At 42.8% G+C, this 13,440-nt stretch carries 13 protein-coding genes; 11 read left to right on the top strand and 2 right to left on the bottom strand.

All coding sequences use genetic code 11. The features are described from left to right. Positions 1-559: 559 nt before the first annotated feature. From ACXACN_RS14080 to ACXACN_RS14060, 5 genes are all read left to right on the top strand, one after another. Positions 560-1,522 carry a S8 family peptidase gene (locus tag ACXACN_RS14080; protein WP_474965299.1) on the top strand — a complete coding sequence of 321 codons (963 nt, stop codon included), beginning with the start codon at positions 560-562 and terminating at the stop codon, positions 1,520-1,522. Between the two features lie 400 nt (positions 1,523-1,922). Next, positions 1,923-3,110, top strand: coding sequence for a ParM/StbA family protein (locus tag ACXACN_RS14075; protein WP_115823108.1), 1,188 nt, complete (start codon positions 1,923-1,925; stop codon positions 3,108-3,110). Positions 3,111-3,119: 9 nt separating this feature from the next. Further along, positions 3,120-3,719 (top strand): hypothetical protein, encoded by a 600-nt coding sequence (locus tag ACXACN_RS14070; RefSeq protein WP_474965298.1) that lies wholly within the window; start codon positions 3,120-3,122, stop codon positions 3,717-3,719. Positions 3,720-4,580: 861 nt separating this feature from the next. Beyond that, on the top strand, positions 4,581-5,273 hold the full coding sequence (locus ACXACN_RS14065) for an ABC transporter ATP-binding protein (protein ID WP_474965297.1): 693 nt from the start codon (positions 4,581-4,583) through the stop codon (positions 5,271-5,273). After that, positions 5,273-6,631 carry a hypothetical protein gene (locus ACXACN_RS14060; RefSeq protein WP_474965295.1) on the top strand — a complete coding sequence of 453 codons (1,359 nt, stop codon included), beginning with the start codon at positions 5,273-5,275 and terminating at the stop codon, positions 6,629-6,631. Before ACXACN_RS14065 ends, ACXACN_RS14060 begins: the two co-directional genes overlap by 1 nt. Positions 6,632-6,658: 27 nt before the next feature. Here the strand turns inward: ACXACN_RS14060 and ACXACN_RS14055 are convergent, their stop codons facing one another. Then, the gene (locus ACXACN_RS14055; protein ID WP_115823113.1) at positions 6,659-6,907 is read right to left on the bottom strand and encodes a DNA alkylation repair protein; all 249 of its coding nucleotides are present in this window, start codon (positions 6,905-6,907) and stop codon (positions 6,659-6,661) included. 144 nt (positions 6,908-7,051) lie between these two features. Between ACXACN_RS14055 and ACXACN_RS14050 the strand changes: the two genes are divergently transcribed. From ACXACN_RS14050 to ACXACN_RS14025, 6 genes are all read left to right on the top strand, one after another. After that, positions 7,052-7,654 (top strand): hypothetical protein, encoded by a 603-nt coding sequence (locus tag ACXACN_RS14050; RefSeq protein WP_474965294.1) that lies wholly within the window; start codon positions 7,052-7,054, stop codon positions 7,652-7,654. After that, entirely contained in the window at positions 7,632-8,288 is a 657-nt protein-coding gene (locus ACXACN_RS14045) for a response regulator transcription factor (protein WP_474965292.1), read from the top strand. Before ACXACN_RS14050 ends, ACXACN_RS14045 begins: the two co-directional genes overlap by 23 nt. 13 nt (positions 8,289-8,301) lie before the next feature. Then, complete coding sequence (locus tag ACXACN_RS14040; protein ID WP_474965291.1) at positions 8,302-8,733, top strand: GAF domain-containing protein; 432 nt, start codon at positions 8,302-8,304, stop codon at positions 8,731-8,733. After that, entirely contained in the window at positions 8,730-10,067 is a 1,338-nt protein-coding gene (locus tag ACXACN_RS14035) for a PAS domain-containing sensor histidine kinase (protein ID WP_474965289.1), read from the top strand. Before ACXACN_RS14040 ends, ACXACN_RS14035 begins: the two co-directional genes overlap by 4 nt. Before the next feature lie 321 nt (positions 10,068-10,388). After that, positions 10,389-10,862: a cytochrome c oxidase subunit II gene (locus ACXACN_RS14030; protein ID WP_474965288.1), complete on the top strand. Its 474-nt coding sequence runs from the start codon at positions 10,389-10,391 to the stop codon at positions 10,860-10,862. Then, a complete protein-coding gene (locus ACXACN_RS14025) occupies positions 10,859-12,517 on the top strand; it encodes a b(o/a)3-type cytochrome-c oxidase subunit 1 (RefSeq protein ID WP_474965286.1) in 1,659 nt (552 codons plus the stop codon). Before ACXACN_RS14030 ends, ACXACN_RS14025 begins: the two co-directional genes overlap by 4 nt. A 160-nt stretch (positions 12,518-12,677) precedes the next feature. Here ACXACN_RS14025 and ACXACN_RS14020 read toward each other — a convergent pair whose 3' ends face one another. Continuing rightward, complete coding sequence (locus ACXACN_RS14020; RefSeq protein ID WP_474965284.1) at positions 12,678-13,250, bottom strand: biotin transporter BioY; 573 nt, start codon at positions 13,248-13,250, stop codon at positions 12,678-12,680. Positions 13,251-13,440 lie beyond the last annotated feature (190 nt).

Here is a 13,440-nt window from a genome sequence, read left to right as displayed (position 1 = left end):
CACATGTGAATAAGTCTAATCGTAGGATTAAATGAATGACACTTCTTTCTATCGTGAACCATTGCGTCATGCAGTTTATGTACAGGTCGGGTATCTTTTGAATGAAATACTTGCCATCCACCTCAAAAAGCGGTCTTATTTGTGATATAAGCTTGAATTACTTTCTTTTTAGGGATAGGAGTAACATTAGATTGTGGAGGAAGTGGTGCTGAAAGGGTGAGGTCTTCGTTGCATATAGGACAAGCCCAGGGTCCGTTACTCCCACTACTATAGGATGCTCTATGACATTTGGGACACATCTTCTTTATCACAAATCATCCTCCTTCACTAACTGTAATGGTGTTCTTTATAAAGAATGATTATTTTTATTATACCTAAAATATGTTATATAACAAGCTTTATTAAGAACAATTATTCATTGTATCTAACAGGTAGTCATATATAAGTCCCCTTTTTCTTTATATTGTGAACGTAACATACGTTCGGTGTTATACTTAAGAAAGATCACTCTTCATGACCAGTCTTCCAGCTTGTAGTTCATAAATGAAGGAGGAAGATGATGAATCGAATGAAATTGATTCCTTACCGCATGGACGCTATTTTGAATACGACGAATGAAGTTCCTAATGGTGTTCATATGGTTGAAGCTCAAAGTTTATGGAATGAGACGCGACAGGGTAAGAGCAGTGTGGTAGCTGTTATTGATACGGGGTGTCAGAGCGATCATCCAGACTTAAAAGGGCAAATTGTAGGTGGGCGTAACTTTACAAACGACCATGAAGGAAATCCTGACAACTATGAAGATAATAACGGACACGGAACTCACGTTGCAGGCACGATCGCTGCTCGGGAAGATGGAAAAGGCGTCGTTGGTGTAGCTCCCCAAGCGAAACTCCTTATTCTCAAGGTTCTCTCTGAAGAGGGGAGTGGGGAATATCAGTGGATTACAGATGCTATTGACTATGCGGTTCAATGGAGAGGGGAGAACAATGAGCGTGTGCGAGTGATCTCTCTGTCACTTGGAGGACCAGATGATACACCAGAACTAAGGAATTCGATCTTAAAAGCTATCTCTGAAGGGGTTTCCGTTGTTTGTGCAGCAGGTAATGAAGGGGATGGTCGTGAAGATACGATGGAGTATGCCTACCCGGGAGCTTACAATGAAGTCATCCAAGTAGGCGCCGTAGATGAAAGGCGTGGCTTAGCCTCATTCACGAACACGAATGACCAAATTGATCTTGTAGCACCAGGTGTTAACATCCTTTCCACCTATCTTGAAGGGAAATACGCTCGATTATCAGGAACATCAATGGCAACTCCTCATGTTTCTGGTGGCCTGGCTCTCATCATTCCTTTAGTAGAAGCTCAGTTTCAGAGGAAAATGTCTGAATCAGAAGTGTTTTCTCAACTTATTAAACGAACAACTCCACTAGGTCATTCAAAAGTGGCTGAAGGAAACGGTTTAATGTCCTTAGCATTGACAAAGAAATTAGAAGGTTTATTTAGTACCTACATCACATAATCATAATTCCAAAAAGAGAGGTCTTTTCCTCTCTTTTTTTTGTGAAGAGTAAGCCCATCGTTTAGAAAATAGAGGAAAAACTAAGTCCATGTTTTTGTGTTGGATAAAGTGAATTTATGGAGAATCTTCTGGTGTTTGCAATTATGAAAACATGTGTACAAAAATGATTACATGTGTGCAAAAAAGAAAACATAATGATTGCAATAATGTTTACATGTATACAAACTCGCACGCATGGCTTGCCGTCGGGTTGTGTGCGTTATTGTATTCATGTAAACGTAAATGTACACAAGTATACAAATATGAATACGTAAAAAGGCGCATTGACTATTTTCTGATTGTTTAATAGATTTAAAGAAAGGTGAGGTCAAATCTAGTAAAAGAAAAGGAGAGCTGTTTAATGACGAAATCTAGAATTGCAGCTGTTGATGTTGGAAACGATGCCGTGAAGGCGAACTTTGGAAAATTGGAATCTTCTTTATACATTCCTAACGTGGTCGCAAGAGACCTGGAGGATCGTCCTGTTATTGGAATTGAAGACTTAGATGATAAGGATCCACTCGATAATCTACATATTCGAGTGCACTCCCCTGCTCTACGTGAAAACAACGCTATTTATCGTGTGGGGAATTTAGCTACAAAAACGACAAACTCTGCTGAGCTGGATCCAGGAAGTTACAAATCAGAAGAAGATCAAACATTGATTATGTTGTTTGCCTCTCTGGCTATGGACGCTGTTACTGGGAAAGATGCGCAATCAGCTAAAAACAATGTGCTTGAAGCGAACTATACACTTGGGACAGGGTTGCCATTACGTGAAGTAAAAGAAGGAAAAGACGTGGGTTATCGCTCACAACTTCTTGGGTCTGTGCACCAGGTAGAATTTTTAGTTACTCCGAAATATCAAGGGATGAAAGTAAATATTAAATTTGATGAAGTCAAAGTCTATCCAGAAGGTTTTGCTGCTTACGTGAACCTGGTGATGGACAATGATTTGAACATCATCAATAAAGAGTTGGTCGATAAACAAATTTTGATTCAAGATATCGGAGGACTTTCTACAGATATCGCTGTCATTAGAAATCGAAACGTGGATGATGACAAGGCACAGGGTTTCAATCTTGGAGTTTCTGAGTCCTTGGAAATGATCCGTGATGAGATTCTTACGAAACACGGGGTGGAACTAGACAGCCGTCGTGACGTTGTGGATATCATTACACGTAAAAACGATCGCCATCACATTATGGTACGAGGAAGCCGCACGAATGTACACGACATTACCGATCGCATTCTACTTGAACTTGCGAAGAAACAATATCGTTATCTGAGAAATGTATGGCAGAAGAATTCCCAGTCTGAAATCTGCTATTTCGTCGGTGGCGGTTCAGCTGTTCTGAAAGATTATATTAAAACCTTGAATAATAAACTGGATGGCTTTAATATTGAGTTCTTTGAAGATGAGAATGAGAGCATCTGGATGATGGCCAATGCTTATTATAAGCTCATTTCGGATTATATTCGCAAGAATTCCAAGCTAGAGGACAAGTCTAATAAAAAAGTAGAACAAAAAGCCGGATCTTCTAAATAAGGTGATTGGATGAGTTCTTCTAGAAAAAGTGTGGAGAGGGGACAGTCGATTACATTCCGGGTCCCCTCAGACACACCGGATCATTTATTAAAACAGCTGTCCCAGTTAAAAGAAAAGGAACGTAGAAATTTCTCAAGCAAAATCGCTCAGTATGTCCTTGATGGAGTAAACCAGTCCTTTACGAAAGACAAGGAAACGGTGACCATCCCGCTTCCGAAAGCTCTTACGAAAGAGCAGAAGAGTTGGATTAAACATGAACATTCAGAAGCTCTGATCGGCAGCATCCTTTATCAACTCATGATGGATCCTGTCAGAGCCACCACTTTGCTTGCATCGTTAAATAGCAATGCTTACAACATTGATGATGCTCTTTATCTTCAAGAAGAGGCTGCTACAGAAGAAGACACCACAGTCCCGACAAAAGTTGAACCTGAGAAGGAGAAATCTGTCATGCCGGAAACCCCGCTTGAGATCGATGGGGATGATGATTTGGATGATTTAGACCTGGATAATTTACAAGCTGATTTCCAGGAACAACGGGAAGAAGAAGTGGTAGAAGAAGATGACGATGACCTGCTCGGTGACTTTTTATCAAGAATGAATCGATGATCATAAGCCCCTCGTATAAGCGGAGAGGGCTTATTTTTATTGAATAAACTCTCTTAAACCCTACAATTACTTACACATAAGCTCCTTTAACTTAAAGACACAGTTTCGAAACTTTTGTTGAGTGATGGGGGATGCGGGGAATAGCCCGCTTTCCGCGGGAGCGCGGTGAGCCTCCTCGGACTGCGTCCTTCGGGGTCTCACCCTGCACATTTTTCCTCGTAAATATCCGGTTCCGGCGCCTAGCGGCTAGTGAGACTTCCCTCGCTTCTGTACGATAAGTCAACATCGAATCACTCCGTTCTTCGTGTTTCCTTTATCTCCGCCAGCTCAGTCCAGTCCATACGCCGCTGACCAAGGCGCCTCCACACTTAAGATAGGAGTCTCGCCATTCCCCTCCGCCCCTTGAACATAGGAGGATCTCGAAACTACTTCCAAAATTAGGAGCGTTCTACACGTATTAGGAGCTGTAACACCAAGCATCCACTGTATGGATAGAGTTCATAATCGCTTGTTATATAGCTTTTTCTAGCTATAGGTAGTGATGGTGGAAGCTGCTCTTTCCTGGTATAGGGATTCGTTTCTCACATAATCGAATGGGGTTGTTGGGAACCTGTGAGACTCCCGCGGGAATGGATTGGCTGGCGAGACCCATCAGTGCGAAGCAGGCTTGCCTCAATCACCAAAGGAAAGCGAGCGGATTCCCAACAACCCCTGACGCTCAACTTAACAACGAACCCCGGAAAGTCTCGAAACTGAGTCATCCACAATCCTTCCATATACTCTAATAACTTCGTTTGGATAAAATTTGAAACTATTTGATTGATGGATTCGTATGTAAACCAAATAGATGGAGGTGTGGGTATGGGAGTGGTATTGGATGTTAAAAATTGCAGTGTTGATATCCAAAAAGAAAGAATCTTGAGTGACATCACTTTTTATGTGAGAAGAGAGGAACTCGTAGCACTGGTTGGTCATAATGGGGCGGGGAAATCAACGCTGATGAAAACGATGATCAGCTCACGGGAAAAAGTCACGGGGACATTATCCATTGCAGGATATGACCAGGATAAGCACTATAAAGCGTACAAAAGGAGTTTTACATACATACCGGAAGAACCGCTTTTGTTCAACGAATTGACCGTTTATCACCACTTTAAACTTTATCAGAAGAGTTACGCTGTTCCTGAAGACCTATTTGAAAGCCGAGTCAATACCTACACAGAAGGGTTTGAATTGAAGGACAAACTGGATGAGTATCCTGAAGCTCTATCCAAAGGGATGCGGCAGAAAGTCCAGACGATTTGTGCTCTTATTCCTGATGTACCTGTCTTATTCATTGATGAGCCGTTCATGGGATTGGATGTCTATGCAGGGCATTTCCTTGAGGAAGAGTTAGTAAGGAAAAAAGCGCAGGGCACAAGTATTGTATTAACCACTCATCAACTCGATAAAGTATCTCAGCTTGCCGACCGCTATGTCATGCTTGTGGAGGGGAACGTATCTTCTACGGGAGATGTGTCACAATTTCACGAGTTGGAAAGAAGGTCGACATGATGGAGCAAATGACGACCTATTCCGTGTATAAATGGCTGAGAAAAAAACGCAGGCAAAAAAAGTTCGACCTTTATAAAAAGACCTACGATATGGTTATTGATCCTGTAGTAGTTTTTTATAGTGGATTGTTCATCATTTTTTGTTTGTTCCTCGGTTATGACTGGATGCAACGGTTGATTCCGCTTTTAGATGGAAGAGGGGAGGTCATAGCGGAATACGCTTTCTTCCTGCCTTTTTTGGCCATCATAAGTGCGGCTGTTACTTCTTTTACAGACCCAGGCATTCGTTTCTCATCTTCAGAACTTCAGCTTAGTTATATGCCTCACTCAAGGAAGCGACTCCTCTCCTATTTGTTTTTAGAAAAGTACATCGTTCAACTTCTTACCATCATGATGATCCCTCTCCCATTTGCGCTTATATTGATGTCATGGGAATCTGCTTTGCTTTGGGTATCCATCCTGGTTGTTAGTTATCCCCTATCATTATGGTTGCAGTGGAAACTATTTTCAGAGCGCATGCTCTATAAAGTGAGCGTGTCCCTAATCACCGCAGTTCTTGGAGTATTATTTTTCATAGGTTTCCCTGTGATCGTACAATACCTCGGTTTAGCCATACTTATTGTTCTTATTACGTTGTTAAATGAAGAGGAGAACTGGGGGAAAGTCGTCGATATTAACGATGCTCGTGTGTGGAACATGTGGTTGGTTGGCTATTTCACAGAGGTGAATATTAAGCCATCGAAAAGATTCGGGATTACACAGTCCATTTGGAAAAAGAAGAGAGGGCGTTATTATTCGATAAAGCATCTCTATGAACGGATTTGGGTCAGTTATTTCCAAAGATCCGCGGATGTGATCTGGAAAACCATTCCTACGGTTTGTTTAATTATTCTTATCATTCCGATGAGGGTCGATTGGATGTTAATGTTTACTCTACCTATTGCCATAGTCGTCTATCATGAGGTCGCAGGAGGGCTCTTTTCCGATGTGAAGAATGTGTTTCATTCGCTGCCGCTCGAAGAGTCCAAATGTAAAAGCAGCTATTTGAAATGTGCGTATATGGGGTTTTTACCTGTATTACTATCATTCATCAGCATTCAGGTGTTCCTTGGTGAATCGGTTGTAGCAATTGGGATGCAATTGATTGCAGTATTGATCTTTGGTTATGTAGATCTTACCAGGGTAATAGATGAACGCTTGATGATCCTCCAAAAGGAAAATTTTTATCGTGAAGAATGGAGAAGACTGGCTGGTCTCATTCTTCTTGGTGCTGGAATCTATCAACCTTTGTTCTTACTCGGCCTTCCACTTGTTTTGTTCAAGTTCGGCCGACCAGTCCGAAAAGAGATCACCACATAAAAAGACCCCCTGTTCTTATACAGAGGATCAATTTAAACGATTGTGTTCTGCGAAGGCGATAAAAGACTTCTCATCTTCAATCAAACCGCACGCGCCGCATTGGACTTTTACTTGCGGACCTTTGTAGGCCATGTGAAAAGGGTCCATATTTTCTGATGAATAACTCTCATCTGGTTCCCCTGTTCTAGGATTCATTTTTACTGCTTTTGCTTCCTGCTCGATTAAATTAAAGCGGGAGCGATTGGTTTTACAATTGGGACATAGATAAGGCTGCATGCGTGTCCACCTCCGTTCTTACGTTTCCCAGATTCACTAAAATTATGAACAGGACTGCGAAAATCAGGGAATGCCCTAATATCCGTCCGCTCCTTTTGGAGGTATGATGGTGGTAAGATTAAGTGTGATCGAGGTGGAGAAAGGATGAAAGAAACGATGGAACTTCCAGGGGATGGAATCATCTCTATGTATGAATCAATGTTACATGATTTATCTTATGATCTTCATGAAAGGTACAGCCACCTTTTGACAGGACTGCTTCATCAATTGGAACAGGAGGGAAGGTCATCAAAATCTGCTCTTTTGTTAACTCATGTGATTGATGATATGAGAAGTAAGTCGAATGGGTCTACCCCCTTATCCCTTTCGAAAAGGGGAGTGGTACCTGCCATCAAACAGTTTAGCAAAGAAATAGGCAAGCAGTTTGGGGTAACGGTGCGCCTTTTGAGTGAGGGTGGAACATTTTCGATAGATCAACGAGTTTTATTCCGTATGATTCAACAAACCATCCTCTTGATTGTCGAGCATGCGGACACCGATACGATAGACATCCATATGGAAGGGGAATCGATTTCGTTCTTATTCCATTCGCCGCATGAACCATTCGATTTGGATGAAAAGGGTTTTCTTCGTTCTGTACAGAAAGAGACAGATATGGAGTTGAAAATCGAGCAGAGGTCAGGGCAGTGGTGTTGGATCTATTTAAGGAAGAGGGGGAATGAGGATGACTTCCATCGTGATCGTTGATGACCATGCTGTCGTCCGTTCGGGGTTACGAATGCTCTTGAATGCAGTGGATGATTTTGAAGTTGCAGGAGAAGCCTCAGAAGGAGATGAAGCTTTTGCTCAAGTAGAGGAGAAACATCCGAACGTCGTCTTAATGGATTTGTCCATGCCTCACGGTAAAGACGGGTTATCGGCGACATCAGAGATAAAAAAACAGTTTCCTGATACGCACATCTTAATATTAACAATGCATGATGATGAAGAGTATTTATTTCGGGCCATTGAACTTGGTGCCTCCGGTTGTATTTTAAAGAATGCTCCTCATGAAGAGCTTGTAAAAGCCATCCGTCAAGTAGCGGAGGGAGATGCTTATTTGTATCCATCAGCGACGAAACGCTTGATGGAAGACTATATGAACAAGCTGAAAAAAGGGGCAGTGTCGGACTCTTATCGTTTGCTGACCGACAGAGAAAGGGAAGTGCTCGCCCTTGTCGCGAAAGGATTCGCCAATAAGGATATAGCTGAGAAACTGGTGATCAGTGTCAAAACGGTTGAAGCTCATAAGGCGCATGTGATGGAGAAATTACAGCTTAAGACCCGGCCGGAACTAGTGGAATATGCTTGGAAGAAAGGGTTACTTGGATATTCTCTATAAAGGGGATGAACGTATGAGGCGATCGTTAGAAGACTTATGTTTAAAGGTTGTCACAACTACAGATGCATCTCTAGTTGCTATAGCTGAGTTCGATTCCCTTTCTGAAGGGATCAGGTGGACGTATGCTGATCGCCCGCTGAATGGACGGTATAAACGGATGAACGTCATGTACGGGAAAGGAGTGGCGGGCAGAGTTCTGCAAACTGGCACAACTTTCAGGTGTGAGAATGTTGCAGACCTACCTTTGCCGCTTAGAGAGTATCCAATCCTATTATCTGAGAAAATATGTGCTTTTGTAGCCATTCCGATCGTTACTTCCTCTCTTTTCGGGGCTGTGCTATTAATTGCTTATCGAACCCCCCATGCGTTGCCAGATAAGAAGGTGTGTGACCACATAGCATCTTCTATTCAAGGATATTTTCAAGAAAGGGAAGTGGTGGAATGAAAAAAGGAACGCTTTCACCAACCCTTCCCAGCCGAAGGGAAGGTTTTTTAATCGTAAGGGAAGACGGCGCTGTTACGTGTTTCAATGGTCGGGCAGAGGATTTATTTCAACGGAGTAGTGAGGAGGTCGTGCTGGAAGATTTGTTTCTTCATCTGTCCCTAAGCGACCTACATAACTGTGAAAAAGGCGTCCTTCTGGAGCATTACATTACCCCGGAGGGGGGGAGTCCCTTTCCGGTTTTCTTAGTTGTTCACGATTCGGTCATCTCAGATATGCGTTACTTTTATATTACAATTCAAAATCTTGCGGAAAGAATTTCGCTTGATCGCGAAAGTTATGAACCTTTCAAAGAACTGCTTGATATCAAGTATGCATTAGATGAGTCTTCCATTGTCGCTCTAACAGACAAGAGAGGAAGAATCAGGTATGTAAATGAAAAATTCTCGGAAATATCCAAGTACGACGTCGAGGAATTGATTGGTCAGGATCATAGAATATTAAACTCCGGGTACCATTCAAACGAATTTTTCAAAGAGCTGTGGCGTACAATAGGCACCGGCCTCGTATGGAAAGGAGAAATCAGGAACAAAGCAAAGGATGGGTCCTATTATTGGGTGGATACCACAATTGTTCCTTTTCTGGACGATAAGGGAAAGCCTTATCAATATTTAGCTATACGCAATGAAATCACGGAGCGGAAGCGTGTGGAACAAGAGCTCCAACATATGATGACAAAAATCATTGATGTGCAGGAAAATGAGCGGAAGCATGTATCGAGAGAACTGCATGACGGGATAGGTCAAGAGTTATACAGCCTCCTTATAACTGTTCAGAGGTTGGAAAAAGAATACACACACCCGTTGATTGACCAGATGACCACAGACATCGGTCATTTAATTCAGAGTGTGAGGGATATGTCCTGGGAACTAAGGCCATCCGCATTAGATGAACTGGGACTAATGCCTGCTGTACGCTCATTCATTAGTCGATTGGACAAATCATATGGATTGAGCGTCACTTTCCAATCTGATGTTCGCTGCCGCTTATCCCCTGATGTTGAAACAAGCATTTATCGAATCATCCAGGAAGCGCTGACCAATGTTAGAAAATACGCAGAGGTAGAGAAGGCGGAGGTACGGATCTGGGAAGAAGAGGGTATTCTCCTAATCGAAATATCTGATGAAGGAAGAGGTTTCTCAGTTGGCCGCTCTAATAAAGGTGTAGGGTTGTTCAGTATGGAAGAACGAGCACGTGCTGTTGGTGGTTTATTATCGATCAAATCCGCTGTACATAAAGGAACGACCATCATAGTGAGAATCCCCTTAGAAGTCTGATCCTGGATCAGGCTTCTTTTTTATGGAGTATGGTTCAACAATAGGGAGCTGCTTAAACTCGTTTTAAAGTTTTAAAAAGGAATAGGGGATTTCTCTATTCAAGATGAGGGGATTCCCCAATATTTTATTTTACCACCGCTCGATACAATAAATGTAGATCATTTGAAGGGATGAGGGGGGGCGGATTGGGATGAAGAAACGGGACGAAAACGTAGATTTGAAAGGAACCCTAGTGAGTGTTCTGGCCGTAGGGGCGATCATAATATTCATGTGGGTGAGCGTTTACTTTTTATATATTCAGCGGTTATAGGGGGGAAAGGTATGCATTTACACAAGTATGAAAAAATATGGCTTATTTTTGGAATCATGGCATTAATCATCTTTTTATCTGTTGTCGGCGTCAGTGCCTTTCATCAAGGGCATACACCATCAGGAGGGCATATGAAAATTGATCCTGAAAAGGTATATGAAACGGCCCCTTTCGATCAACCAGGGGTTCATGAAAAAGAAGATGGCACTTATGAAGTGGTCATGGTAGGAAAAGCTTTCGGGTACGAACCTGGAAAAATTCAAATCCCAGCTGGAAAAGAGATCCTGTTTACGGTTACAAGTGAAGACGTCGTTCACAGTTTTTCTGTTGTAGGGACAAACGTGAACATGATGGTCGTACCGGGGCAGGTCAACCATAAAAAGCATACGTTTCAAGAACCAGGGACGTATCTTGTTATTTGTAATGAATATTGTGGTTCCGGCCACCATTTTATGAGTACAGAAATCGAGGTGATTGAACAATGATGATGGGACAAATAGCAAAGGGAGAACGGAAACTGGCCCTGTCGAACTTAGGTTTTGCCTATGCAGCCTTTTTAATAGGGACACTTTGTGGTCTGCTGCAGGTTTTTATAAGAAATGATGCACTCACGTTACCTGGGTGGCTCGATTATTACCAAGTGTTGACGGCTCACGGGGTGTTGCTTGCGATCGTCTTCACGACATTCTTCATTTTTGCCTTTTTCCAGGCGGGGATGAGCCGCACGCTGGGATCATTCGGTCCTAAAGTCCTTCTATGGAACTGGGTTGGTTTTATCGTTACATCATTAGGGACCCTTTTAGTAGTCATCATGGTCATTGGAGGCCAGGCCTCGGTCCTTTACACCTTTTATGCTCCTTTACAAGCTCATGGACTGTTCTATGTCGGTCTTGCCTTATTTGTTATCGGTACATGGATTCAAGGGTTTGGTTTAATTGGTCATTACCAGGCTTGGAGAAAACAGCATAAAGGAGAATTCAGCCCGTTATTTGCTTTCATGACGGTCGCTACGCTGATTATGTGGGTGATCGCTTGTCTTGGGGTTGTAGCAGCTGTTTTGTTTCAATTCATCCCTTGGGCCTTTGGCATGGTGGACGGCATTAACGTTGAATTGAGCCGGTCATTATTTTGGTATTTTGGTCACCCGCTCGTGTACTTCTGGTTACTTCCAGCCTATATGGCGTGGTATATAATCGTACCAAAGATTCTCGGGACGAAAGTATTCAGCGATTCACTTGCGCGATTATCATTCGTATTGTTTATTCTTTTCTCGATTCCTGTAGGTTTTCACCATCAATTGACAGAACCCGGAATTGCAAGCTTCTGGAAGTTCCTGCAAACCGTATTAACGTTTATGGTCATTATCCCTTCTTTAATGACAGCCTTTTCTATGTTCGCAACGTTTGAATTGAGGGGACGGGAGCTTGGAGGGAAAGGATTGTTCGGTTGGTTCCGGAAGTTACCGTGGAGGGATGTTCGATTTACTTCCATCTTTATCGCCATGGCTTTCTTCATACCTGGAGGCGCAGGTGGAATCATCAACGCAAGCTTCCAAATGAATGAAGTCATTCACAATACGCTCTGGGTCGTCGGACACTTCCATATTACTGTCGGGACTCCTGTAGCCATGACCTTCTTTGGTCTCACGTTTTGGTTGATCCCGTACTTGACGGGAAGGCGTTTTACAAAAGCACTGCAAAAGCTCGCTTTTATTCAAATCATTTCATGGTCAGTAGGGATGCTCCTCATGAGTACAGCCCAGCATCTTCTTGGGTTGTTAGGAGCCCCGAGGCGAACCGCCTATACAGGTTATGCTCATGACGATGCTCTTGCGTGGTTTGATGGGGTTTTATCGAATCATGTGACGATGGCTGTCGGTGGAGCCATACTCTTTTTGTCGGCCTCATTACTGATATTTATTGTCATCCAATTGTGGTGGGTGGCACCTAAGGCTGACGTTCATGAGGCAGAATCGTTTCCGATCGCCTCCAGTGATGCTTCTGCAACTCCTGGTTTTTTGGAGAATTGGAAGATATGGATCGGCATCGCCTTAGTGATGATTGCTATAGCTTACACGATTCCTTTAGCAGATCTTATCCAACATGCACCACCAGGTTCAGGCAGGTTCCAAACCTGGTAGGAGAGGGGGGAAGAGAATGTCATTCGCATTTGCTTTTACAGTAGCGTGTATTCCGCTATTTTTGGTTGTCAGTACCATTCTCGTAGATTTACAAACGGAAGAATAAGAAGAACGCCGTGTTCCATCACGGCGTTCTTCTTATTTCCCTGGAAATATAAGCTTACGAGGCTGCGGGTTGAGGATTTTCTTTTATATATCTTGCCTGAATCAGTCGTTTTCTGACGATGATGCCAATCCAACTTGCAAGAAAAGCTTTAATGAGTCCTACCGCGATAAAAGGATAGACACCGGCGGCTAGGGCCTGGTTCCAAGTCATATCCAGGACAAATTTCAACTGAATGGTGCCGCATATCAACGTAATGATCATACCTGTTATGTTTGCAACGATGGCCATGGGCAAGTTGAAGGACGTCTTCTCTAAAATATACCCAGTGATGAAAGCTGTTAAAATGAAGCCGAATATGTAACCACCTGTCGGCCCCGCTAAGACTTGTGCTCCCCCACTAAACCCCGCGAATACAGGGAGGCCTACCGCACCTAGAGATGCATACCCAACCATTGCTACAGCTCCCTGCCTGCTTCCTAGAATCGTAGCCGTAAGCCCGACAGCTAACGTTTGTCCACTGATCGGAACGATGGGAAGAGGGATTTCAATTTGGGCCATGATTGCTGTAAGGGCTGCAAACAATGCCCCGTTAACGATGAACCTCAACCTTTTACTTTGTGGTGACACGATCAACACTCCTCTTTGTTAACTTATATATTCATAGGTTAACACAAAACAAAGGGTTGGTTTGAGTAGATTTATAATCTTTTTTCCTTCTATAGGAGAAAGGGCGGAAGTATAGGTATTGAGCTTCATTTTTCTATTGGTAAGCCTTGATATAAATGAAGCAAATGTGTCAGAGTTTTTAAACTATCTA

This window comes from Halobacillus sp. AWM4_238 (assembly GCF_056158265.1).
The sequence above is the reverse complement of the archived record's forward strand: the minus strand, read 5'-3'. Positions and strand labels throughout refer to the sequence as shown.

Excerpts from the sequence above, each read along its gene's own strand:
- ACXACN_RS14030 (WP_474965288.1), top strand. The coding sequence starts at position 10,389 with ATGCATTTACACAAGTATGAAAAAATATGGCTTATTTTTGGAATCATG.
- ACXACN_RS14040 (WP_474965291.1), top strand. The coding sequence starts at position 8,302 with ATGAGGCGATCGTTAGAAGACTTATGTTTAAAGGTTGTCACAACTACA.
- ACXACN_RS14080 (WP_474965299.1), top strand. The coding sequence starts at position 560 with ATGAATCGAATGAAATTGATTCCTTACCGCATGGACGCTATTTTGAAT.
- ACXACN_RS14065 (WP_474965297.1), top strand. The coding sequence starts at position 4,581 with ATGGGAGTGGTATTGGATGTTAAAAATTGCAGTGTTGATATCCAAAAA.
- ACXACN_RS14060 (WP_474965295.1), top strand. The coding sequence starts at position 5,273 with ATGGAGCAAATGACGACCTATTCCGTGTATAAATGGCTGAGAAAAAAA.
- ACXACN_RS14055 (WP_115823113.1), bottom strand. The coding sequence starts at position 6,907 with ATGCAGCCTTATCTATGTCCCAATTGTAAAACCAATCGCTCCCGCTTT.
- ACXACN_RS14045 (WP_474965292.1), top strand. The coding sequence starts at position 7,632 with ATGACTTCCATCGTGATCGTTGATGACCATGCTGTCGTCCGTTCGGGG.
- ACXACN_RS14035 (WP_474965289.1), top strand. The coding sequence starts at position 8,730 with ATGAAAAAAGGAACGCTTTCACCAACCCTTCCCAGCCGAAGGGAAGGT.
- ACXACN_RS14070 (WP_474965298.1), top strand. The coding sequence starts at position 3,120 with ATGAGTTCTTCTAGAAAAAGTGTGGAGAGGGGACAGTCGATTACATTC.
- ACXACN_RS14075 (WP_115823108.1), top strand. The coding sequence starts at position 1,923 with ATGACGAAATCTAGAATTGCAGCTGTTGATGTTGGAAACGATGCCGTG.
- ACXACN_RS14050 (WP_474965294.1), top strand. The coding sequence starts at position 7,052 with ATGAAAGAAACGATGGAACTTCCAGGGGATGGAATCATCTCTATGTAT.
- ACXACN_RS14025 (WP_474965286.1), top strand. The coding sequence starts at position 10,859 with ATGATGATGGGACAAATAGCAAAGGGAGAACGGAAACTGGCCCTGTCG.